The organism is Gordonia insulae (assembly GCF_003855095.1).
Taxonomy (GTDB): domain Bacteria; phylum Actinomycetota; class Actinomycetes; order Mycobacteriales; family Mycobacteriaceae; genus Gordonia; species Gordonia insulae.
In genome coordinates, this window is sequence record NZ_CP033972.1 from 2153454 (window position 1) to 2174313 (window position 20860).

Here is a 20860-nt window from a genome sequence, read left to right on the forward strand (position 1 = left end):
GCCTGAGCCAACGGAATCGGGCCAACCGCCCCGGCCCCATTCGTCTAGCAGAGAGCAACCTTCGCGTGTCTGACCATCTCGCCTTCCTGATCCTCGGCCTCGGTGCCGGTGCGGTGTTCGCTGCGCTGGGTATGTCCCTGGTGGTGACCTTCCGAAGTTCTGGGGTCGTCAATTTCGCCACGGGTGCGCTCGCTCTCTATATCGCCTACACATTCGCCTTCTTACGCAAGGGGGAACTCCTTGTCCCCATTCCCGGTTTCCCGCAGACCATCACGCTCTCGTCCCAGCCGCTGACGTTTGTCTCCGCCGCGGCCATTTCCCTGGTGATCGCAGCTGCCGTCGGTCTCATCCTCTATCTACTGGTCTTTCGTTGGTTGCGCACGTCGTCACCAGTGGCCAAGGCTGTCGCGAGCATCGGAGTGATGCTCGTCGTGCAGCTCGTACTCGCCATGCGGGTCGGTACCAGTCCGGTCTCGGTCGAACCCATTCTGTCGCAGGAGATCTACACGGTCTCCGGTGTCCGCATCCCGGCCGACCGGGTCTGGTTCGCGCTCATCATCATCGTGCTCGCGCTCGCCCTGGGCGCGCTGATCAAATACACGCGGTTCGGGCTGGCCACCCGGGCGGTCGCCGAAACCGAACGTGGAGCGATTGTCTCGGGCCTCTCGCCGAATCGTGTCGCGGCCATCAACTGGGCTCTGAGCGTCGTCGTCGCCGGCGTCAGTGGCATCCTGATCGCGCCGATCGTTCCGTTGGTGCCGCTGTCATACACACTGTTCATCGTCCCAGCGCTCGCCGCTGCAATGGTCGGCGGCTTCACGAAGGTTGGGCCGACCGTCGCGGCGGGACTGATCATCGGCATGGTCCAGGGTGAGCTGATCTACCTGCAGAACACCATCGACTGGTTCCCGGCAGGCGGCGTCGCGGAGCTGACCACGCTCGTGCTGATCCTGGTGTTGCTCGTCGTCCGACGCAATCAACTCCCTCAGCGCGGGACCCTCTCCTCCTTGTCGCTGGGACGTGCACCACGGCCGCGGAACCTTGTGACGCCAACGATAATTGCAGTCACGATCGGGCTCGTCGCGTTGTTCGCCACGAGTGGAGGCACTCGCGGCGCGGTCATCACCACCATCGTGCTGGCGATCATCGGACTCTCCCAGGTGGTGGTGACCGGATTCGCCGGCCAGGTGTCTCTCGCACAGTTGACCCTCGCGGGCACCTCGGCCTTCGTCGTGAGTCGCCTGACCACGGTCCTCGGCGTGCCGTTTCCGTTCGCTCCGATACTCGCGGCGCTCGTCGCCACCGTCATCGGAGTCGTGATCGGCCTACCCGCACTCCGACTCCGCGGGCTGCCCGTTGCGGTGCTCACCCTGGCCATGGCGGTCACGTTGGAGGCCTTCTGGTTCCGAAACACCGACTTCAACGGTGGTGCCGCGGGTGCCCCGGTGGAGAACCCCACCATGTTCGGTCTGGACTTCGGCATCGGCAGCGGCGACTCGTATCCCCGCATCACCTTCGGAATCCTCTGCCTCGTGGTGGCCGTATTCGTCGGCCTTGGCGTCGCGTTCCTGCGCCGTAGCAGGCTCGGCGCGTCGATGCTCGCCGTGCGCGCCAACGAGCGGTCTGCCGCGGCATCCGGCATCGCGGTGAACCGGGTCAAGATCATCGCATTCGCGATCGGTTCGTTCATCGCCGGCCTCGGCGGCGCCCTGATGGCCTATCAACAGAATGTCGCGTCGGCGGCCAGCTATTCTGCGCTGGCCGGAATCGCCCTGTTCGCAACCGCGTACCTGGCCGGCATCAGTTCAATCGGTGGCGGGGTTCTCTCCGGCGTCATCGGGGTGGGTGGCATCTTGTACTTTGCGCTCGACAAGTGGGTCAACCTCGGCGACTACTTCGCGGTCATCACCGGTGTGCTCCTGATCGTGTCCGTCATCGTGAACCCGGACGGCATCGTCGGCCCCGTCCACGCGCTGATCACCCGAATTCGCCACCGCCCCAACGGATCGGTCGATCTGGACCTCTCTGTCGACCCGACCTCGATATCCGAAGCTCCCGCTCTCGGCACCGAGGTGCTGTCCGCCGAGGCCGTCGGGATGCGTTATGGCGGCGTGATCGCCCTCGAAGACGTGAGCTTCTCAGTCCGCTCAGGCGAGATCCTGGGTCTGATCGGACCGAACGGGGCGGGCAAGACAACCCTCATCGACGCGCTCAGCGGGTTTGCCAACTCGACTGGATCGGTGGTTCTCGACGGCGAGCGTCTCGACGGACTGGCACCACACGAACGCAGCCGGCGCGGACTCGGACGCACCTTCCAGGGCATCGAACTCTACGACGACCTGACCGTGCGGGAGAACGTGCTCGTCGGCACCGAAGCCGCCAAGCATCGCGGCGAGGACGACCCGGATCTCGAGCGGCTGTTCGAAATCCTGCATTTGACCCCGGTCGCCGACCGGATGGTCGCCGAACTGTCCCAGGGACAACGACAGTTGGTGTCGATCGCTCGCGCGCTGGCCGGACGACCCAAGGCATTGATGCTCGACGAGCCCGCCGCCGGCCTCGACAGTTCGGAGAGCATGTGGCTCGGGCAGCGCCTGCGCGCAGTCCGAGGCGCCGGGACGACAGTGGTCATGGTCGATCACGACATGGGATTGGTGCTCGACCTGTGTGACCGCATCGTCGTCCTCGACCTCGGGCGTGTGATCGCCATCGGCACTCCCGACGAGATCAAGCAGAACCCCGAGGTCATCCGCGCATACCTCGGCAGCAGCGCACCCCCGGAGGAGGCCGCGTTGGAAGAACCCGCCCTCGCCCAGGCCCAGGAGGTCACCGCGTGAACACCACATCAAAGACCCCAGTGCTGTCATGTTCAGGACTGTCCGCGGGCTATGCGGGCGCACCGGTCATCCGAGACGTCGACCTGAGTGTTCACCGCGGCGAGATCCTCGCCTTGCTCGGCCCCAACGGTGCAGGCAAGACCACTACCCTGCTGGCGCTGGCCGGCTTGATCAACCGGGCGGACGGGTCGATCACCCTGGACGGCAACACATTACGGTCGGAGCACTCTCGCCAGGCCGCCGGTCACGGGCTCGTCCTGGTGCCCGACGATCGTGCGCTGTTCACCACCCTCACCACTTACGAGAACCTGAAACTCGCCGGCCGCAAGAAGGCAAAGATCGACGGGGTGTTCGATCTGTTCCCTCGTCTGCGCGAACGGACCTCGGTAGCCGCCGGCTCGCTGTCGGGCGGCGAACAGCAGATGCTCGCCATCGGGCGCGCGCTGGTCCAGGACCCCACGGTGCTGCTCATCGACGAACTCAGCATGGGTCTGGCGCCGGTCATCGTCGAACAACTCCTGCCGGTGATCCGTCAGGTCGCCGACGACACCGGAACAGCGGTGATTCTCGTGGAGCAGCATGTCCGACTCGCCCTGCAGGCCGCCGACCGCGCCGTTGTGCTCGCCCACGGCGCCGAGGTCCTCTCCGGCGATGCCAAGGAGCTGCTGACGCATCCGGAGCGGATCGAGGCGGCCTATCTCGGCGGCGACAGGGTTGCCGCCGAGTAGGACCCGGCTACGTCTGATCCGGCTTCTGCGTTCGCGTGGAGAACCGACGACGGATCTCCGCGCCGTTCGGCCGCCAGGTCGCCGCTGCCTCGGCCTCGAGACCGAGGGCGTGCGCAGTCGAGCTTCCGGCGCCGTCGTTGAGTAACCGGAGCAGTCGACGTGTCGCCTCGGGGTGAGCGGCCGCGATGGATTCTGCGATCTCAAGGGTTCGCGCCATGAGCCGATCGGCCGGCACGACTTCATTGGCGAGCCCGATACGCAACGCCGTCTGCGCGTCGATGGGGTTCCCGGTGAGCATGATCTGGGTGGCCATCGGCAGTCCGACAATTCGCGGCAGCATCGCACTGCCGCCCCATCCATCGATCAGACCGATCGACGTGTGCGTGTCGGCGAACACGGCCTCCTCGGAGGCGATGATGAACGAACAGCTGACCGCGAGCTCGAGCCCACCGGTGAAGCATGGACCGTTGACAGCTGCGATCACCGGCTTCGACAGCGATCGCATCACCTGTGTAGGTGTCGCACCTTCCGGGGCCGTCGCAGGCCCGGTCAACGCCTCCGACAGATCCACGCCTGAAGAGAATGCACTTCCCGCGCCCGTGACGACAATGACCCGCACATCGTCGTCGGCTTCAGCGGTGGCGAACTCCTTCCTGAGTGCACGGCGCAAGGCCCTGTCGAGTGCGTTGCGTCGGGCAGGGCGGTTCAACGTCAGGACGGTGACGCCGCCGCGACGATCCACGAACAACGACTGCCCGCCGTCGGTCTCTGCTTCGGTAGTCATGCTTGCCTTCCGCCATTACACCTCCGGACGCACCGGCTTTCAGCTCACCGGCAGCTTACGGCGGAGGATCTTTCCACTGGGCAGCCGCGGAAACTCGTCGAGGAAAGTCCACCCGCGGGGAACCTTGAAGCCCGCGAGGTGCTCGCGTGCGTATGTGGCGAGCGTTTCCTCGAGATCCGGTCCGGGAAGTGTCTCGTCGCTGGGCAATACGAACGCGTGCACGCGCTGGCCGAACTCGTCGTCGGCCAGGCCGATGACGGCGACGTCGGCAACTGCCGGGTGCAGGATGAGTACGTCCTCGATCTCGCGTGGATAGACGTTGACGCCACCGGACAGGATCAGATCGGTTCGCCGGTCGGACAGGTACAGATAGCCGTCGGCGTCGACATGACCGAGATCTCCGAGGGTGTTCCAGCCACGGTCATTCCACGCACCAGCGGTCTTGTCGGGATCACCGTGGTATTCGAACCGGCGGACGTCACCGAACCAGACCTGCCCGACCTCGCCGACCGGCAGTTCGTTTCCGTCGTCGTCGCAGATGTGCACAACTCCGAGCAGAGCCTTTCCGACCGTACCGGGCCGTTCGAGCCAGGCCTTCGAGTCGACCATGAAGAATCCGGTTCCCTCACTGCCTGCGTAGAACTCGACGAGAATCGGCCCGAGCCAATCGATCATCTGCCGTTTGATCTCGACGGGACATGGCGCACCGGCGTGGATCATGATGCGCAGCGAGCCGACGTCGTGGGATCGGCGCACCTCGTCGGGGAGCTTGAGCAGCCGAACGAACATGGTGGGTACGAATTGTGCTGCGGTCACACCATACTGCTCGATCAGGGCGAGCGAGCGTTCCGCATCGTACCGCTCCATCACGACTGCTGTACCGCCGTTGCGGATGGCCCCCATGGACCACCCCAACGGCGCCGCATGATAGAGCGGACCCGGGCTGAGGTATATGGTGTCGCGGCCGAGACCGAATGCGGTACCCATCATGTGGTCGATCGCGTATCCGGTTCCGAACGCATCACCGGTCAACTCGGGGAGTATCCCCTTGGGACGGCCCGTGGTGCCGGAGCTGTAGAACATGTAGCAGCCCTCCAGCTCATGCGCGATCGGGATGTCCGGAGCCACGGATGCCAGTTCCTCGAGATCCTCACCGACGGTCAGCCTGGTCACCTCGCGCGAAGCCGATCGCGCGCATTCATCGGCGAGCGCTGCGAGTTCGGACGATGAGATGAGCACCGTCGCCTCGCAGTTGTCGACGATGTATGCCGCCTCGGCGACGGTGAGATGCCAGTTGACCGGGGTGTAGAAGAGCCCTGAGCGTTGCGCAGCCCACGCCACCGGAAAAACGTCCAGACGATTCTCCATCAGGATCGCGATGTGGTCCCCCGGCCGCAATCCGAGGTCGGTCAACACGTGCGCGATCCGGTTCGACGCGCGCTCGAGTTCCGCATAGCTGATCGACTGGCCCGATTCACCCATGATCACAGCAGGTTTGCTTCCGAGCTCGGCAGCGAGCGCGGTGAGGTGCATCAGTGTTCCTCCGTGATTGTCAACGTCACCCGATTGTGCGATATCGGTGAGCGGATTCCACCATCGATCATCTGGCGAACTCAGGTCGGCGTTTCGCCAGAAACGCCCCGACCCCTTCTCTCGCGTCGGGATCACCGGCAGTGGTGCGAATGGCAAGCGCCTCCCGACGCAACGCGCTCTCGGGAGCCGCGTCCGCGGTCGCCCGCAAGAGCTGCTTGGTGGCGGCCTGTCCCCCGGCCGGGCCGGCGAGGACCTGATCGACGATCTTCTCGGCTACCCGATCGAGATCACCATCCGGAGCCACCCGGGCGACCAGGCCCGTCGCCAGTGCCTCGTTGGCGCTGATCGCATCGTTGAGAAGGGCCAGCCGCAGCGAGCGATGCAGACCCAGCGAGTGCACGAGCAGGCTGGTCCCACCATCGACGTTGAGCCCGACCTTCGTATAGCCCAGACTGAATGTCGCCGTCTGGGCCGCGATGATGATGTCCGCCGCGGCGGCGAGCGGAAAGCCCGCCCCGGCAGCAGGACCCTGCACCACCGAGACCACCACGGCGTCGGCGCGGACGAGTTCGCTCACCACACGATGCAAGGAGTCGGCGAGGTCGTCGATGTAGTTGGACATGTCCGCAGCCGAGGCGAATGCCGCCAGATCCCCGCCGACGGAGAAGAAGCGTCCCTGCGCGCTGAGCACGATCACTCGCGCCGAGTCAGCCGATGCCCGCCGCACCGCGGCAAACAGTTCCTCGACCATATCGGAGTGGACCGGGTTCCCCCGGTCACCATCGGTCAATGTGATGCGCGCACAACCTGACTCGAAGCGGTAGCTGACGAAGCTCACGTATCAGCCTTCCAGTAACGCCAGGCTGTTGTGAGCGTAGACCGCTCGTCGCCGATCGCTCACCAGGAACGCCGGCTGCCCCAGATATGTCAGATCCCGGGCCAGCGACCCCTCGGCCCTGCGCTCCGCCAGACGCGAACGCGCATCGGCCGTTGTGCCGCACACGGCAATCGTGTGGAGCATGTCGTCTGTGACGGCATTGGTGAAGGTGTCCATGTCCCCGGCCTTGAAGGCGGCGCGCAGCGCCACCACGGCGTCCGTCCAGCCATGCTGCTCGATGAACGCGTCGTAGGTCTTCACGGTGAGGTAGAAGGCGATCATGCGGCGGGCGTCGAGGATGGCCCGATCCGGGTTGTCGTCATCAACCGCAGTGATCAGCCAACCGTGTTCGATCGTGCTGCTCTTGCCGGCGTCGGCCAGTCCTTTGGCGGTCGCCGGCCGGACGACGTCGTTCCACCATTGCGCCGTGAACAAGCCGTGGCCGATGACCCCGTCGGCATGTCGGGCCGCAGCAGCGGCCATGCCTTTGTTGAAGCCGGCGAACAAAATCGGGACATCGAGTCGGCCCAGTACCGGCGCCTGGACCCGCGCGTCGACCCGATAGAACTCACCGTCGTAACGGACACGTTCGCCGTTCTCCGCATGCAGCCAGGCTCGTACCGCTCCGGCGAGATCGCTCATTCGCGCGACCGGGCGGTCGGCCTCTGCCCCGACCCAGTCCCGATTGATCGCGTAGGCACCCGAACCGAGCCCGAGGAACAATCGGCCCGCAGCGTGCTTGTGTAGCGTCCGAATCGCGGACGCGTGCGCGTACGGACTGCGGGAGAACGCATACGCGATACTGGTGCCGACCTGGGCTTTTGTCGTGTTTGCCGCCATGTCCGCCAGTACCGAATATGCGTCGTTGTCGACAAAATCACCGGTGCAGAACGCCGCGATGCCGGCCTTCTCCGCCTCCTGTGCGACCTCGGCTCCGGGCCAGGGTAATCCGAACTCCATCTCGACTCCTTTAATCATTTAGCTGATTGTACTATATGATGGACTGCAATAGCCGATAGATGAGGAGTCGCCGTGAGTGATGTGACCAACCCGCAATCCGCCGAGTACGGCATTCTGACCGACGAGTCATTCGAGCGTTCACGCCGGCGTATCGGCATTCCGGAACGCCCTCTGACCCCGCACAATCACGAGGTGACCGCCGACGGCACACGCCATTTCGCGTTCGGATATGGCGATGCCAATCCCCTCTGGTGCGATCCCGACTACGGCAAGAACACCCGCTGGGGAACCCTGATCGCGCCGCCCAATTTCATGTACACCATGGGCGAGAACGCCGCGCCGCCGGTGAGCCCCGAGCAGAAGGCCCTGTTGAAGGGTGACCCGTTCGCCGGACTCGGCTCGTACCAGGCTGTGATGGAGTTCGAGTGGTTTCGCCCGCTGACGCTCGGCGACCGGTGTCAGGTCGTCCGTGCGCAGGTCGGGGTCGAGGAGAAGCCCTCGAAGTTCGGTGGTCGCACTGCTCACGTCACCAACGACTTCTTGTTCGCCAACGGTGCCGGTGAGATCCACGCCATCCAACGCGGCACCTGGATCAACGCCGAGCGCCACACCTCGCGGGCCAATGCCAAGAAGGCCGATCCCATCGACTTCACCACCCCGTACACCGACGAGCAACTCGCCGAGATCGACGCGGCCTATGACGCCGAGACCAGGCGCGGCGCCGAGACCCGCTACTGGGAGGACGTCGAGATCGGCGACCAGATCGACAAGCGCGTCAAAGGCCCACTCACCGTCACCGATGTGATCGTGTGGCATGTCGGTTGGGGCATGCAGCTCACCCCGCCCGGGACATTCGGCATCTCACGGACGATCCGTCGCAAGGTCCCCGGCCTGTACCCGGCGAACTCACGGAACATCCCCGATACCGTGCAACGCCTGCACTGGGAATCCGAACGCGCCGCGGAACTCGGCATCCCGATGAACTACGACTATGGTGCGATGCGCGAGACCTGGTTGACCCATGCCCTCACCGATTGGATCGGCGACGACGGCTGGCTGTGGAAACTGTCGTGTCAGCACCGCAAGTTCAACTACATCGGCGACACCACCTGGATCACCGGCAAGGTCGTCGACAAGCGGCAGGTGACCGACGAGCAAGGCACCCGCAATGAGGTCCACCTGGAACTGGCATGCACCAACCAGCGTGGCGAGACCAACACCCCGGGAACCGCGGTCGTACTGCTGCCGACTCGCGAGGCGGCCGTCGAAATGCCGAAGCCACCCGCCGACGATCTCCAGTCGCTGTTGGCCCATGAGATCGAGCGCTTCGCCTGAGACGGGACCACACACATGACCGCACTCGCCGACTCCCTGACCTTCCGCCACGGTCCCGACTGGCAGAATCGAATCGCCCTCGCTCCGTTGACAAACATGCAGAGCAACGACGACGGGACACTCCACGACGACGAGTACCGATGGTTGACCCGACGAGCCGAAGGCGGGTTCGGGATGGTGATGACCTGTGCGGCACATGTGAGCCAGGCCGGCATGGCATTTCCCGGGCAGTTGGGTATCTGCGACGATGCCCAACTGCCGGGCCTCACGAGACTCGCCGACGGCCTGCGAGCGGCCGGGGCGGTGTCGTCGGTACAGCTGCAACACGGTGGGCGGCGGGCGAATGCCCAGATCTCGGGGCGTCCCGTTGTCGCCCCTTGGGACGACCCGAGTAAGGGAGCGACCGCACTGACCACAGGCGAGGTCGAACAGGTCGTGCACGACTTCGTCGACGCGGCGGTCCGGGCTGAGCGAGCGGGCTTCGACGGAGTCGAAGTCCACGGAGCCCACGGCTATCTGATCGCGCAGTTCCTTGATACCCGTAGCAATCACCGCACCGACCGTTACGGCGGATCGACCCGGAACCGGTTCCGCATCGTCCACGAGATCGTCGACGGCATCCGTGCGGCAGTGTCGCCGAATTTCCAACTCGGCCTACGACTCTCACCGGAGCGATACGGAATCGTCCTCGACGAGGCCCGCGCTCTCGCCTTCGAGGTCCTCGACCGCGGCAACCTCGACTATCTGGATCTGTCCCTGTGGGACGCGTTCAAGGAACCCTACGACGAGGCTCACCATGGTCGTCGGCTGATCGACTTCTTCACCGATCTGCCCCGCGGCAACACCCGTGTGGGCGTGGCCGGCAAGATCACCGACGCCCCCGGTGCTCGCGAATGTCTGGAGCGGGGCGCCGATTTCGTCCTCATCGGCACGGCAGCCATCCTCCATCACGATTTCGCGCGGAGCATCGTCGCCGACCCGACGTATCGCGCACTGCAACAGCCGGTTCCGGCCGATCACCTGGTCGGCGAATCCGTCGGCCCCGCGTTCCTCGACTACCTCTCCACGAATTGGGATGATTTCGTTGCCTGAGACCACCACTGCGAGTGTCGCCGCCCCCAAGGTGGTGCTGCCGATCGGCCCGCCGGGTCAGCAACTCGCCGACACTGCTGCGCTGGCCCGTCTCGCCGAAGACGCAGGCCTCGACGGGATCTCGTACGCCGAACTGTCGTCGGACCCACTGCTGCATCTGACTGTGGCTGCGGGTAGCACGTCGAGGGTGGACCTGATGACCAATATCCTGGTTGCGTTCGCCCGGTCACCCATGACGCTCGCCACCCAGGCCCGCGCGCTCCAGGACTACTCGGGCGGCAGGCTCATCCTCGGACTGGGCAGCCAGATCAAACCCCATGTCGAGCGTCGCTTCTCCATGCCGTGGAGTGCACCGGCCGCCCGCATGGCCGAGTTCGTCGCCGCGCTCCGTGCGATCTGGTTCGCATGGGCGACCGGGGAGAAGCTCGATTTCCGTGGCGATTTCTACACCCACACCCTGATGACCCCCATGTTCACTCCGCCGTCGCAGACACCGGCACCCAAGGTGTTCATCGCCGCGGTGGGACCCAAGATGTGCGAGACGGCGGGGGCCGTTGCCGACGGGCTGCTGGTGCACGGCTTCTCCACCGAGCGCTACCTGCGGGAGATGACCGTCCCCGCCCTCGAACGCGGAGCCGGTGGCCGACTGCGCGACGACTTCGAGATCGTCGATCTCAGCTTTGTGGTCACCGGCCGGTCCGACGAAGAGTTCGCGGCCTCGGCAAAGGCAGTCAAACAGCAACTGGCGTTCTACGCCTCCACCCCCGCATACCTACCCGTCCTGGAACTCCACGGCTGGCAGGATCTCGGTGCCGAGATGCACGCACTGTCGAAATCCGACGACCCGGATCGGTGGACAAAGATGGGTGAACGCCTCCCCGACGAGGTCCTCGAGGCCTTCGCCGTGGTGGGCACGCCCGCAGACATCCCGGGCAAACTCGCCGCACGGGGTCAAGGCGTGGTCAGTCGTTACTCGGTGAATACGCTCGGTATCGACGACCCCGATCTGGTCATGCAACTGGCCCGCGAGATCCAGAACGCGGTCCGATGACTCCGGTGGTGCTCACCGAGATCGATGGTGGGGTCGCGCTCGTGACACTCAACCGCCCAGAGGCTCGGAACTCCCTGAGCCCCGAGCTGATCAGTGAGCTCAGCGCGACACTACGCTCCCTGGACGCGGATACCGAGGTCGGCGCAATCGTCCTCACCGGCGCGGATCCGGCATTCTGCGCGGGACTCGACCTCCGTGCGCTGGCCGACGACGGTCCCGAATATTTGAAGCTGTTCGAGGACGATGACTGCATCAGGCTGGTCGGTGAACTCAGCACACCCGTGATCGGTGCCGTGAACGGTGCCGCCGTCACCGGGGGTCTCGAGATCGCTTTGGGATGCGACTTCTTGATCGCCGGGGATCGGGCGGTGTTCGCCGACACCCACGCGCGCGTTGGCGTGCTACCCGGCGGCGGCCTGACCGCCCGCCTCCCCGATCGGGTCGGCACGGCGTGGGCGCGTCGGATGTCGTTCACCAGTGAGCTCGTCGACGCCGAGTTGGCACTCCGGATCGGCTTGGTGACCGAGGTGGTGCCGCACGATCGGCTGATCCCGCACGCACTCGAGGTGGCCGGCCGGATCTGCGACGTAGGCGGCGACGTGATGGTCGCACTCAAGCACATGTACACCGCGGGCTGGCAGGCTGGTTCCGGGCAGGTCCTCGAAATCGAGTCCCGCCTGTCCGCGGCCCACCCGACCGCCTGGGACGCGCTCGAGGAGAACCGGCGAAACATCATGGAACGTAACCGATCACAGCTGACCTGAGTGGGTGGAGCACGTGATCTCGATACGGCTCCTCGCTACGCTCGTCACCTACTCGATCAACGGGGAGGGTCTCGATCAACGGGCGGGGTCTCGCTCAACGGGCCGGGGTCTCGATCAGCGCAGCGTCCATTTCGGTTTGACGAACCCGTCGCGCGAGACCTCCGCCGTACCGATCGGGTTGCCGATTCCCGGGTAGTTCCATGCCACGGCATAAGCGGCGTTGCGATCCATGTCCAGCGTTTCCCAGACGGCCTTCACCGTGCCCTGCACCGCAACGGCGGGTTTGGCCGCGATCCGCCGCGCCAGACCATCGACGTGCTCCCAGAGTTCTTCGCGCGGTTTGAGTTCGGACACGAGTCCGATGGTGAACGCCCGCTCCGCCGACATCCGTTCGTCCAGGCCGACCAACGCCCAGCGCATCGCTTCGCCCAGCGGAATCCGCCGAGCCAGACCGATCGGCTCCAGCGCGGACGTCAGCCCATAGGACACATGGGGATCGAAGAAGGTCGCGTCATCGGCCGAGACAATGAAATCGCAGTCGTTGAGCCAGTAGAAGGCACCGCCGGCGACCATACCGTGGACCGCGGCGATCACCGGCTTCCAGACCTTGTTGGCGCGCGGGGACAGCCCCTGACCGGGATCGTCCTGACTCCAGAAGTTCTCGTGGAGGTCGAGTCCCTCACGGACATCCACCCCGGTGCAGAACGCCTTGTCCCCGGCGGCACGAAGGACCACGACGTGCACATCGTCGTCCTCGCGGATATCTTTCCACAGCCGCCGGAACTCGTCGACCATCGTCGCGTTGAAAGAGTTGTGCGCCTCGGGGCGGTTGATCGTGATGGTGGCGACGTGGTCGGTGACGTCGTAGAGGATGGTGTCGAAACCCATGATCCAGGCTCGCTTTCAGATCAGACGTGTGTCAGGACGGGTCGCGTGGCAGGCCGAGGCCACGTTCGGCGATCACGTTCTTCAGTACTTCGTTCGCGCCGCCGGCGATGGTCCAGGCCCGGGCGTACAGGAACGCGTCCTGCCACCACCCGTCGGCGACCGCACCCTCGTCGCCCTCGACCGCGACGGCATCCGAACCCTGCAATGCCATCCCGAGCTCGGTCATCGCCAGATTGGTCTCGCTGAAGAAGATCTTCACCGACGGGGCGTCGGCGACGTCGGTGCGACCGGCCAGCATCCCCGATTGCACGCTCTTGCTCATCAGGTCGATCACTCGGGCATGCGTGGCGATACGTCCGACGTCGCGTCGCAGGCCGGCATCATCGCTTCGATCCTTGGCGAGCGTCACCAGCCGGTCGACGTTCTGCAGCAACTCGGTTGCCATCGACGCCACCCCGGTCCGCTCGTGCGCCAGGCTCGAATTGGCCACTCGCCAGCCATCATCGACCTTGCCGATCACCGCATCGACGGGCACCCGCACCCCATCGAGGAAGACCTCGTTGAAATCCTCGGTGCCGGTGATCTCGCGGAGCGGACGAACCTGTACTCCCGGCAACGTCATGTCGAGCGCGAAGGCGGTGATACCTCGGTGCTTCGGGGCGTCCGGATTGGTGCGCGCCAAGAGGTAGCCGACGTCGGCGTGCTGCCCGTTGGTGGTCCACACCTTCTGCCCGTCGATCACGTAATGGTCGCCGTCGAGCTGTGCGCGGGTACGCAGCGAGGCGAGGTCGCTGCCGGCCCCGGGCTCGCTGAACAACTGGCACCAGATGTCCTGCCCGCCCCGGATCCGCGGAAGGTAGTACTGCTCCTGGGCATCGGTGCCGAAGTCGATGAGCGCGGCCGATGCCAGCTGATAGGCCCCGATCGGTGCCCACACCCGCGCGCGAGCGATCTCTTCGGCGACGACGAACGCACGCTGCGGGTCGACACCCGGGGTACCGCCGAACCGCTCCGGCCACTCCGCGCCCAGGTAACCCGCCTCGAACAGCATGGCCGTCCACCGTCGGATCTCCGGGACCAGATCGGGGCCCGGGGCGCGCACACCCGTGTGATGCTTGATTCCGGGATTGTGCTCGGCGATGAATGCGCGCACCTCGGCCCGGAACTGTTCGAGATGAGCGTCGGTCTCGATCCGCATCTTCGGACCTCCTGTGTCGCATGTTGCCTAATTAGTTATATGATCTTACCGTATCTAATCATACGTAGCCGTCGAGAGACAGCCCCGCAACGGGAGGAATGCGCCATGGACTTCGAGCTCAGCGACGAGCAGGAGATGCTACGCGACGTATCGCGCAGCATGTTGTCGGCACATTGCACACCTGAGTTGGTCCGTGAGGTCTCGACCACCGGTCGGGACCTCGACGACAAGCTCTGGCAACGCGGCACAGAGATCGGCTGGACCGGCCTCGCCGTCCCGGAAAGTCACGGCGGTGCCGACGCGGGCCTCGTGGAACTCTGTCTCATCGCCGAGGAGATCGGCCGGGCGGCGGCGCCGGGCCCGTGGGTCGATACCGCTCTCGCGGCGTACGTCGCTCATCGCGGCGGCGCACCGGACGATGTGGTCGACGGACTGGCGTCGGGGGGACGACGCGCCGCAGTGGTCATCGATCATGCGCTCGTCCAGGCCGCCGCAGCCGTGGACTGGTTCCTGATCGTGGACGACGCGCAGGTGCGGCTCGTCGAGGCCGATTCGTCCACAACTCGGCGTCGCCGCACCCTCGACGAGAGCCGAGGCTTCTACGCGATCGGCGATATCGCGGACGGTGGTCACCTGCTCGACGTCGATGCCCAGTCGGTCCGCGATGCCGCTGCAGTGCTGGTTGCCGCGGATGCCCTCGGCGTCGGCGAACGACTCCTGCAGATGACCGTCGACTACGCCAAGGTGCGCGAGCAGTTCGGGCGGCCGATCGGCTCGTTCCAGGTCATCAAGCACAAGGCCGCAGACATGCTGATCGCGCTGCGCGGAGTCCGGGCAGCGACGTATTACGCGGCGATGACATTCGACGCCGGGCTGACCGAAGCATCGAGCGCAGCGAGTGTGGCCAAGGCATTTGCCGCGGAGAAGGTACCCGCGATCGCCGGTGAGGCCCTACAGACCCATGGTGGGATCGGCTTCACCTGGGAGCACGATCTGCACCTCTACCTCCGGCGCGCCAAGGTCGACGAGGTGCTCTGTGGGGATGCCGCGTTCCACCACGACCGGATGGCGCAGTTGCCCGGCTGACCGCCGACGGCAGCGGCCATCCTCGAGAACACACGGGCCCGAAGCCCGGGGTGGTCGATACGGGCGGGGTCGGGCCTGCGGGGCGAGACTGCCGGTCCCGGTCGGCTACACCGGCGTCTGGTTTCCGCGGATCGAACCGGTGACGCCCAGGCGTCGCGCGAGCACTGCCGATCCCCCACCGATGACCACCACCGCCGCGATTGCTGCGACAAAGGGCCAGGACAGCGGAGAGGTTCCATAGGCGCCGACCGCGCTGTAGGCGATCGCCCCCGGGACGATGCCGATCGCGGTACCGACCAGATAGTCGCGTTGCCGGACCGAACTCAGCCCGGCCGCATAGTTGACCAGGCCGAACGGGAACACCGGGATCAGTCGCACCACCATCATCGAACTCATACCGCGACGCTCGAGCACCGCGTTGAGCGCGACGATTCTCGACCAACTGATCTGGGCGAAGGATGCACGCCCGAGTGATCGGGCCAGCCAGTAGCCGGCCCAGGCGCCGAACGTCGCCGCGACGATCACGATCAGCGCACCGGGGACCAAACCGAACATCAGTCCGCCGGCCACGGTCAGCACACTCATGGGGAACGGGGTCAACGTCAGCGCGGCCAGAATGAGCATGAATGCCAGCACCCCCGACACGCCCGCGGCGGACACCGAGTCGCGGATCGACGTCGAATCGGGGATGTCGACGGTGGCGGCCACCACGACGCCCGCGACCATGACCGCCGCCAGAATCGCCAACTTCAAACGATGGCCCACCGTCATTCGCCGCCCATCGGCTGTGTCACAGTCCGTGTCATCCCCGACCTGGTCCCCGCCGGCACCCTCGCCGGCTCCTCGGTCCAGTCAATCAGGTCGCATCGGGAGATTCTCGACCGGGATGTTGGCGACAACCGGCCTGAGGTGAGCACGCGACGCCTGAAACGGCCGGGGTTCAGCGCGCCGGCATGGCCGGATCGCGGGGCAGACCGAGGACCTGCTCGGCGATCGTGTTTCGCTGGATCTCCGACGTTCCGGCACCGATCGTCGATGCCCGCGACCCGAGGAAACCGGTGAGCCACCGACCTCGCTGGATGGCGCGCTCGGAGTCGCGGGTGACGATTCCGTCGGCGCCGAGCATCTCGACGGCGAACTCGTGGAGTTCCTGTTCGAACATCGTGATGAACAGCCGGGACACCGATGACGCCGGACCGGGTTCGCCGTGCGCGATGATGTCGTTGATGATCCGGCTGGCGTTGTACTTCATCAGTCGCACCCGGATCTCGAAGTCGGCCAGGCGGTCCCGGGTCAGCGGGTCGGTCGTCAGCCCACGCTCGCGGGCGAGTGCGATCAGCTCGTCGAGAATTCGCCGATAGTTGGTCGCCTGATTCATCGCTCCCGCGGCACGTTCGTGCCCGAGCGAGGTCCGGACGAGCGGCCAGCCCTGGTTCTCCTCGCCGATACGATCGGCGATGGGTACCCGCACGTCATCGAAGAAGACCTCGGCGAAGTGCTCGCCGCCGGTGATGTCCTTCAGCGGGCGTACGGTCACCCCGGGAGCATGCGCATCGATGATCAGGTAAGTGATGCCCTTTTGCCGGGACTCCTGGGTCCCGGTGCGCACCAACGTGAAGAAGACGTCCGCGTCGGTGGCGTGTGTGGTCCACACCTTCTGGCCGTTGACCACATAGAAGTCGTCCTCACGGCGGGCGGTGGTGCGTAGAGCCGGGAGATCCGAACCCGCACCCGGCTCCGAATAACCCTGACACCAAATGAGGTCCTGGCGCAGCATCGGCCCGAGCCAGCGCTGCTTCTGCTCATCGGTGCCGTAGGTGATGATCGTCGGCGCGACGATCCCGAGACCGGTCCCGAGCGGCGAGGGCACACGCGCCTTGGCCAGTTCTTCCTGGTAGATCACCTGTTGCGCAAAGGACAGGCCCATGCCGCCGTATTCCAACGGCCAGGACGGCCCGGTCATCCGGGCGTCGTACATCCGGGCGTGGTAGGCCCGCACCCACGATTTGCGCTCAGCCGGATCCCTGGGGCGCTTAGCGGGGCGATTGTCGGCGAACCACTGGCGAATCCGTGCGCGGAACTCGTCGTCGCTCTCGATCGTCATCACTGTGCCTGTCTCGATCTGCTGTGTCATCTCACATCTCCACCAGCTCGGCGATCCGGGCGCGATGCGCCCGCGGAGCGCCGAGGACAATGTCGGAAACGGTGGCCCGGCGCAGGTAGAGGTGCGCGTCGCACTCCCACGTATAGCCGATTCCACCATGGAACTGGATGTTCTCCTTGCTCGCCTTGGTGTAGGCCGCTGAACACCACGCCTGAGCTGTCGACGCGGCGATCGCCGCCTCGGGATCACCGTCATCGAGCAGCGCGGCCGCGAAAAATGCTGCGGACCGACCGGATTCGATCTGCACCTTGAGGTCTGCACATCGATGCTTGATCGCCTGGAAGGAGCCGATCGGACGCTCGAACTGGACACGCATCTTCGCGTAGTCAACCGCCATGTCCAGTGCCGCAGCGGCACCACCGATCTGTTCGGCGGCCAGGGCGGCAGCGGCAAGGTCACCGGCGCGCGCGAGCGTCTGTGTGGCATCGTCACCGACCCGAACCGCCGGTACGGCATCCAACTCGACTCGCGCGAGCGCCCGGGTCTCGTCGACGGTGGGCACCGCTTCGCGATGCAATCCGGCGGCGTCACCCGCGAGGGCGAACAGGCCTAGATCGCCATCGGTACGAGCGGCCACCAGAATGAGGTCCGCGGTCATCCCGTCGATGACGAACGCCTTGGCGCCAGACACACTCCAGCCGTCACGCGATGCCGTGGCCGTGGCCGTGACCGCGGTGAGGTCGAACGACGGCGCGTCGTCGGCGATTGCCACGGTGGCGGTGAGTTCTCCCGCCGCGATGCGCGGTAGCCATCGGGCCTGTGCCGCCCGGTCACCCACCGCCGTCAAGGTCTGCACCGCCAGCGCGACCGTCGAGAAATACGGTCCCACATACAGTGCGCGGCCCATCTCCTCGAGGACCACGCCCAGTTCGACCGCACCCATCCCGGCGCCGCCGAACTCCTCAGGGATCACCAGGCCCTGCAGGTCCATCTGCTCGGCCATCTGCCGCCACACGGCCTGGTCGCCCACTGCGCCCGCGATGGCGAGCTCGCGAGCCTTCTCCGTCGACGACTTCTCGCTCAGGAAGCGTCGCACCACGGCTCGGAGCTCTTCGTGGTCGTCGGTCCATCCGGTGATCATGGTCATCCTCCGCTGCATGGTCGGCAGGAGCGTCACCGACGCTCGAACCCTTTCAGTAAAATAAGTTACCTGATTACGGTGCCGTTATGGAAGTGGTGACAGGCCCGAGTGAGGCACACGATTGTTCGGGGCCGACCAGGTGTCCCCGACGTCAGCGTCGGCGATAGCGGGGGGATCGCTTGCCGAGGAATGCCGCGACCGCCTCGGGCTGGTCTTCGGTGAATGAGGTGAAGACCTGCTGACGGTTCTCGAACTCGACCGCGGCATCGAATCCGGGCGTCTCCAGTGCCAGCCACATGCCTTGCTTCGTGAGTTCCACCGAGATCGGTGGGTTGAGCATTATCTCCGCTGCGAGTGCCATAGCGCGATCGAGAAGCTCTCCGGCGGGCACGACATCGGTCACCAGACCGATCTCGCGGGCGTACTCGGCGGAGAACCGACGGCCCGTCAGCATCAACTCATGGGCCCGGCCCGCGCCGATCAGGCGCGGGAGGAGCCAGGACACGCCGATGTCGCATGCCGAGAACCCTGCGCGGATGAACGAGACGGCGAACACGGCCTCCGGTGCGGCGATCCGGATGTCGCTGGCGGCGACCAGGGCGAGTCCGCCACCGGCCGCCGGGCCGTTCACCGCGGCGATCACCGGTTGACGCAGCGAGTGCAACCGCTGGGCCAGTCCGGCGATCTCGCGCTGGATGACCAGCTGAGCCTGTGCGCGCCCGAGTCGATCGAGCTCATCGGCCCACCCATCGGGCGGGAGGTAACCGTTCAGATCGAGTCCGGCGCAGAACGCCCGCCCCGCCCCGGTCACGATCACCACGCGGCAGTCGGTGTCCGCCTCGACCTCGTCGAGGGCTGTGATCAGATCGCCGGTCAGTCGACGGTCAAGTGTGTTCAGCGCCTCGGGCCGACTCAGCGTGATCTGCGTGATGCCCTCGGCGGGTCGGGTGACCGATACGGTCACGCGGTGACCCCTTCTGCCGAAAGTACCTTCTTGAGCACGTTGCGCCGCACCAGTTTTCCGGTCTCGGTCCGCGGTAGCTCGGGCCAGAACCAGAACCGGTCCGGGGTCTTGCTGGATCGCAGTGACGTCTGGGCGAATTCTCTGAGGTCCGCGTCGAGAAGTTCGGCGCCGACGCGCAGCACGACGGCGGCCTCGATCCGCTGGCCCCATTCCTCGTCGGGGACACCGACGACGGCGACATCGAGCACGTCGGGATGCCGCAGCAACACCTCTTCGATCTCGGCCGGAGCGATGTTCTCGGCGCCGCGGATGATCGTGTCATCGATGCGCCCACCGATGAACAGGTAACCGTCGTCGTCGAGGTAGCCGTTGTCGCGGGTGTCGAAGAACCCGTCGTCATCGACCGCGCGCCCGATGCCCGCATATTCGGCGGACACCTGGTCACCACGGACGCAGATACGACCAGGAGCCCCGGGCGGGAGCGCAGCACCGTTCTCGTCACGAATCTGGATCTCGACGGTGGGCAGTACCTTGCCGACCGATGCCAGGCGGGCCCGGATGTGCGGCTCATCCGAGGCATACGCGTCCCGGTGATCCTCGGGCCCGAGGACCGCGACGGTCGAGCTGGTCTCGGTCAGGCCGTAGGCGTTGACGAAACCCACCTCCGGCCAGGCGAGCAGCGCCTTCTCGATCACGGCCGCCGGCATCGGAGCGCCGCCGTAGGCAAGCGACCGCAGCGTGGGCACCGAACCGTCGACACCGTCGCCGATGGCCTCGATCACCCGCGACAACATGGTGGGCACGACCAGGGCGTTGGTGACACCCTCGGTCCGGACCGTGTCGAGCCACTGCGTCGGATCGAACTGCTCCAGGACTATCGTGCGGCGTCCGCCGTAGAGGTTGGAGATGACGTTGGCGACCGCGGCGATGTGGTAAGGCGGCACGCTCACCAGAGCGGCATCGTCCTCGTCAGCATTCATGAACTCCACCGACCCGAGCACATAGGACACCAGGTTCGAATGCCGGAGCAGAACACCCTTGGGCTCCGACGTCGTCCCGCTCGTGTAGATCACCACGGCCGGCCCGTCATCGAGGATGACGTCGGGCTCGGCAGGATCGCCGTCGGCAGCGGTGGACTGCAGCCACTCCCCCATGGTCTGCGCCGACAGTCCGGCCGCACGCAGATGGGCCACACCGGTCTCGTCGCCGATGCCGATGGCGCGTGGATGTTTGGCGAGCAACCCCGTCAGCTGGTCGTCGCCGAGGCGATAGTTCAGCGGAACCAGCGGCACCCCGGCAAAGGCGGCGGCAAACATCGCCACCGGGAACGCCGGCCCGTTCGGACCCAGGTAGACCACCGAATCCACGCCGGCGGCACGGATGGCCGCAGCCCCGGTCAGCGCCCGGGCGCGCAGATCGGACGCAGTGAATCCGGACGCTCGGCGGCCGACAACAACACGATCGCCGAATCCGTCGGCGGCCATGTCCAGCAGCATCGAAAGGCGCACGATTCCGATT

The 20860-nt window shown here is 65.8% G+C and carries 18 protein-coding genes; 7 read left to right on the forward strand and 11 right to left on the reverse strand.

The window, feature by feature from the left end; all coding sequences use genetic code 11:
- The first annotated feature begins 65 nt into the window (after positions 1-65).
- Both D7316_RS09730 and D7316_RS09735 read left to right on the forward strand, forming a co-directional pair.
- Positions 66-2837 (forward strand): branched-chain amino acid ABC transporter permease/ATP-binding protein, encoded by a 2772-nt coding sequence (locus D7316_RS09730; RefSeq protein ID WP_124708108.1) that lies wholly within the window; start codon positions 66-68, stop codon positions 2835-2837.
- Complete coding sequence (locus D7316_RS09735; RefSeq protein ID WP_124708109.1) at positions 2834-3565, forward strand: ABC transporter ATP-binding protein; 732 nt, start codon at positions 2834-2836, stop codon at positions 3563-3565. The genes D7316_RS09730 and D7316_RS09735 overlap by 4 nt, the downstream gene beginning before the upstream one ends.
- A gap of 7 nt (positions 3566-3572) precedes the next feature.
- On the opposite strand, the gene D7316_RS09740 is transcribed toward D7316_RS09735, so the two are convergent.
- The 4 genes from D7316_RS09740 to D7316_RS09755 form a co-directional block, all read right to left on the reverse strand.
- The gene (locus D7316_RS09740) at positions 3573-4349 is read right to left on the reverse strand and encodes an enoyl-CoA hydratase (RefSeq protein WP_124708110.1); all 777 of its coding nucleotides are present in this window, start codon (positions 4347-4349) and stop codon (positions 3573-3575) included.
- Between the two features lie 39 nt (positions 4350-4388).
- Positions 4389-5882 carry an acyl-CoA synthetase gene (locus tag D7316_RS09745; RefSeq protein ID WP_124708111.1) on the reverse strand — a complete coding sequence of 498 codons (1494 nt, stop codon included), beginning with the start codon at positions 5880-5882 and terminating at the stop codon, positions 4389-4391.
- Positions 5883-5949: 67 nt separating this feature from the next.
- Positions 5950-6720 (reverse strand): enoyl-CoA hydratase/isomerase family protein, encoded by a 771-nt coding sequence (locus D7316_RS09750; protein WP_124708112.1) that lies wholly within the window; start codon positions 6718-6720, stop codon positions 5950-5952.
- 3 nt (positions 6721-6723) lie between these two features.
- Positions 6724-7719 (reverse strand): LLM class flavin-dependent oxidoreductase, encoded by a 996-nt coding sequence (locus D7316_RS09755; RefSeq protein WP_124711233.1) that lies wholly within the window; start codon positions 7717-7719, stop codon positions 6724-6726.
- Positions 7720-7791: 72 nt separating this feature from the next.
- Here D7316_RS09755 and D7316_RS09760 point away from each other — a divergent pair, with 72 nt between their 5' ends.
- From D7316_RS09760 to D7316_RS09775, 4 genes are read left to right on the forward strand one after another with little or no spacing between them, the layout of a single operon-like run.
- Positions 7792-9054 (forward strand): FAS1-like dehydratase domain-containing protein, encoded by a 1263-nt coding sequence (locus D7316_RS09760; protein ID WP_124708113.1) that lies wholly within the window; start codon positions 7792-7794, stop codon positions 9052-9054.
- A gap of 15 nt (positions 9055-9069) precedes the next feature.
- Complete coding sequence (locus D7316_RS09765) at positions 9070-10146, forward strand: NADH:flavin oxidoreductase (protein WP_124708114.1); 1077 nt, start codon at positions 9070-9072, stop codon at positions 10144-10146.
- Complete coding sequence (locus D7316_RS09770) at positions 10139-11197, forward strand: TIGR03617 family F420-dependent LLM class oxidoreductase (protein WP_124711234.1); 1059 nt, start codon at positions 10139-10141, stop codon at positions 11195-11197. Before D7316_RS09765 ends, D7316_RS09770 begins: the two co-directional genes overlap by 8 nt.
- Complete coding sequence (locus D7316_RS09775) at positions 11194-11961, forward strand: enoyl-CoA hydratase (RefSeq protein WP_124708115.1); 768 nt, start codon at positions 11194-11196, stop codon at positions 11959-11961. Before D7316_RS09770 ends, D7316_RS09775 begins: the two co-directional genes overlap by 4 nt.
- A gap of 114 nt (positions 11962-12075) precedes the next feature.
- Here D7316_RS09775 and D7316_RS09780 read toward each other — a convergent pair whose 3' ends face one another.
- Entirely contained in the window at positions 12076-12849 is a 774-nt protein-coding gene (locus tag D7316_RS09780) for an enoyl-CoA hydratase/isomerase family protein (RefSeq protein WP_124708116.1), read from the reverse strand.
- A 31-nt stretch (positions 12850-12880) separates the two neighbouring features.
- Positions 12881-14047 carry an acyl-CoA dehydrogenase family protein gene (locus tag D7316_RS09785; protein WP_124708117.1) on the reverse strand — a complete coding sequence of 389 codons (1167 nt, stop codon included), beginning with the start codon at positions 14045-14047 and terminating at the stop codon, positions 12881-12883.
- Between the two features lie 105 nt (positions 14048-14152).
- On the opposite strand from D7316_RS09785, the gene D7316_RS09790 reads away from it, so the two are divergent.
- Positions 14153-15133: an acyl-CoA dehydrogenase family protein gene (locus D7316_RS09790; protein WP_124708118.1), complete on the forward strand. Its 981-nt coding sequence runs from the start codon at positions 14153-14155 to the stop codon at positions 15131-15133.
- Positions 15134-15238: 105 nt separating this feature from the next.
- Here the strand turns inward: D7316_RS09790 and D7316_RS09795 are convergent, their stop codons facing one another.
- From D7316_RS09795 to D7316_RS09815, 5 genes are all read right to left on the reverse strand, one after another.
- Complete coding sequence (locus tag D7316_RS09795; protein ID WP_232016847.1) at positions 15239-15880, reverse strand: TVP38/TMEM64 family protein; 642 nt, start codon at positions 15878-15880, stop codon at positions 15239-15241.
- Positions 15881-16073: 193 nt separating this feature from the next.
- A complete protein-coding gene (locus tag D7316_RS09800; protein WP_124708120.1) occupies positions 16074-17267 on the reverse strand; it encodes an acyl-CoA dehydrogenase family protein in 1194 nt (397 codons plus the stop codon).
- 1 nt (position 17268) lies between these two features.
- On the reverse strand, positions 17269-18378 hold the full coding sequence (locus tag D7316_RS09805) for an acyl-CoA dehydrogenase family protein (RefSeq protein WP_164473757.1): 1110 nt from the start codon (positions 18376-18378) through the stop codon (positions 17269-17271).
- A 151-nt stretch (positions 18379-18529) separates the two neighbouring features.
- Positions 18530-19342, reverse strand: coding sequence for an enoyl-CoA hydratase/isomerase family protein (locus D7316_RS09810; protein WP_124708122.1), 813 nt, complete (start codon positions 19340-19342; stop codon positions 18530-18532).
- Positions 19339-20850, reverse strand: a complete 1512-nt coding sequence (locus tag D7316_RS09815) for a class I adenylate-forming enzyme family protein (protein ID WP_124708123.1) — start codon at positions 20848-20850, stop codon at positions 19339-19341. Before D7316_RS09815 ends, D7316_RS09810 begins: the two co-directional genes overlap by 4 nt.
- Positions 20851-20860: the final 10 nt, after the last annotated feature.

Coding starts and splice junctions, on each gene's coding strand:
- D7316_RS09800 (WP_124708120.1), bottom strand. CDS start 17,267: ATGACACAGCAGATCGAGACAGGCACAGTGATGACGATCGAGAGCGAC.
- D7316_RS09740 (WP_124708110.1), bottom strand. CDS start 4,349: ATGACTACCGAAGCAGAGACCGACGGCGGGCAGTCGTTGTTCGTGGAT.
- D7316_RS09780 (WP_124708116.1), bottom strand. CDS start 12,849: ATGGGTTTCGACACCATCCTCTACGACGTCACCGACCACGTCGCCACC.
- D7316_RS09765 (WP_124708114.1), top strand. CDS start 9,070: ATGACCGCACTCGCCGACTCCCTGACCTTCCGCCACGGTCCCGACTGG.
- D7316_RS09790 (WP_124708118.1), top strand. CDS start 14,153: ATGGACTTCGAGCTCAGCGACGAGCAGGAGATGCTACGCGACGTATCG.
- D7316_RS09785 (WP_124708117.1), bottom strand. CDS start 14,047: ATGCGGATCGAGACCGACGCTCATCTCGAACAGTTCCGGGCCGAGGTG.
- D7316_RS09775 (WP_124708115.1), top strand. CDS start 11,194: ATGACTCCGGTGGTGCTCACCGAGATCGATGGTGGGGTCGCGCTCGTG.
- D7316_RS09805 (WP_164473757.1), bottom strand. CDS start 18,378: ATGATCACCGGATGGACCGACGACCACGAAGAGCTCCGAGCCGTGGTG.
- D7316_RS09755 (WP_124711233.1), bottom strand. CDS start 7,719: ATGGAGTTCGGATTACCCTGGCCCGGAGCCGAGGTCGCACAGGAGGCG.
- D7316_RS09745 (WP_124708111.1), bottom strand. CDS start 5,882: ATGCACCTCACCGCGCTCGCTGCCGAGCTCGGAAGCAAACCTGCTGTG.